The organism is Verminephrobacter aporrectodeae subsp. tuberculatae At4 (assembly GCF_000193225.1).
GTDB classification, from domain to species: domain Bacteria; phylum Pseudomonadota; class Gammaproteobacteria; order Burkholderiales; family Burkholderiaceae_C; genus Acidovorax; species Acidovorax aporrectodeae.
The window spans coordinates 1-1,813 of the sequence record NZ_AFAL01000455.1 but is presented as its reverse complement, the minus strand read 5'-3'; the positions used below and the strand labels follow the sequence as shown (position 1 = coordinate 1,813).

General features: G+C 70.7%; 2 protein-coding genes. Both read right to left on the bottom strand.

Translation table 11 applies throughout. The features are described 5' to 3' along the window. Positions 1-772 (bottom strand): FAD-binding oxidoreductase (locus tag VTU_RS0114860; RefSeq protein ID WP_010105505.1); only part of this gene is annotated, 772 nt, incomplete at its 3' end. Continuing rightward, positions 769-1,813 (bottom strand): glycerol-3-phosphate dehydrogenase/oxidase (locus tag VTU_RS0114855; RefSeq protein WP_010105503.1); only part of this gene is annotated, 1,045 nt, incomplete at its 5' end. The genes VTU_RS0114855 and VTU_RS0114860, both read right to left, overlap by 4 nt.

The window sequence follows — 1,813 nt, the reverse complement described above, 5'->3', positions numbered from 1 at the left end:
CGATCACGCCCAGCGTCCCCTCCGAACCGATGAAAAGTTGTTGCAGGTCCGGGCCCAGCGCCGCGCGCGAGTAGCCGCCTACGGTGACCAGGCGGCCGTCGGCGAGCACCACGTCCATGCCGAACACCATGTCTTCGATCTTGCCGTAGCGTGTGGAGAGCTGCCCGGCGCCGCGGCACGCCACCCAGCCCCCGATGGTGCTGATGGCGTAGGACGAGGGCCAATGGCCCAGGGTCATGCCGTAGTTCTGCTGGATGGCTTGCTCGAAGAGGTCGCCGAACATGCCGGCCTCGACCTCGACGATCTGGCTTGCCGCGTCGAAGCCCAGCAGCTTGTTCAGTCCGCAGACGTCCAGCACGATGCCCCCGCGCACCGGCAGGGCGGCGCCGGTGACGTTGCTGCGGCCTGCGGAGACCGTCACCGGCGTCGCGCTGGCGCTGGCGATGCGCATCACGGCCTGCACCTGATCGGACGTGGACACGCGCACGATGGCGCCGCGCGGCGTGGCCGGCTTGCCGCCCGTCTCGGTCATCATCGAGCCGGCCCACCAGTCGCGGGTCCACCGGACCACGTCGCCGGTGGCGGTCAGGACCTCGTCGGCTACTTGGCGCAGGGCGTCCAGGTCGGCCGTGCTGATGGCCAGCGCATCGCGCTGCAGGCCCGGGATGTCGGGCGCCTCCCGGATGCCCGCCGCATAGCCCGGCGGGGTATGCGCGCCGACGACGTAGTTGCCGCGGTTGTAGCCGCGCTGGATGGCCTGCTTGCTGATCATGTGCTGTCTCCCATGAGAACGGATTTTTCGAGGGCGATGGCGGCCAGGTAGTCGCTGACCTGCCGGGTGACGACCGCCTCCGGCAGCCGGAGTTCGGTCTGGAGAATCTGGCCCACGCGGTGCGCGGCGCGCCCGGACGCGTCGCGTGCCATGAGGCGTGCGCGGATGCGGCGCGAGAGCACGTCGTCCACGGTGGCCGCCAGTTCGTGGCGCACGGCGTAGACGACTTCGGCCTCGGTATAGGGCAGGCCCTCGACGATGGGCCGCGCGAGCGCGGCGTCGGCCTGAAGGATGTCGCCGACGAAGCGCGCCTCGGTGCCATAGCGCTCGCCCAGGTGCGCGGACATCCCGCCCGATGCGACGATGGCCTGCGCGTCGTAGCCCCCGGCCCCGAGCAGGTACGCGGATCGGGTCCGGCAGCTGCCGCGGCGTCCAATCACCTTTTGCGCCGCGTCGATGGTCTGCTCCGCCATATGGCGCGCGGTGGTCAGCTTGCCGCCGACGATGCTCACCAGGCCATCGTCGGCGGTGTGGATCTCGTGGTTGCGGCGGATCTCCTGCGTCCTGCCGCCGGGCGGCGCCACCAGCGGGCGGCAGCCGGCGATGCTGCCGACCACGTCCTGCGCTTGCAGGTCCGTCTTCAGCGCAGAGCGCGCGCCTTCGAGCAGAAAGTCGAGCTCCTGCCGGGTGCACAGCACGTTGTCCAGGTCGCCCGTGTAGTCCTCGTCCGTCGTTCCGAGGTAGGACACGTCGCCCCAGCGCGTAATGGTCGCGCGCCGGCTGCGGCCCGGCACGGGGATCGTGATCGTGCAGTCGTTGCGGATCTTGATCCATGGAATGGCGATGTGCACGCCCTTGGCCGGGCGGATGTGCAGCGACTGCTCGGCGTTCTTGCGGCGCCCGGTCCAGTCGCGCAGCCACACGCCGGTGGCCATGATCACCACGCCGGCGCGCGCGCGGATCTCGCGCCCGTCGGCGTGGACGATGGCGCCGTCCACCTTGCCCCGGGCGCTGCGGGTAATTTCCGTGGCCTGCGCATGG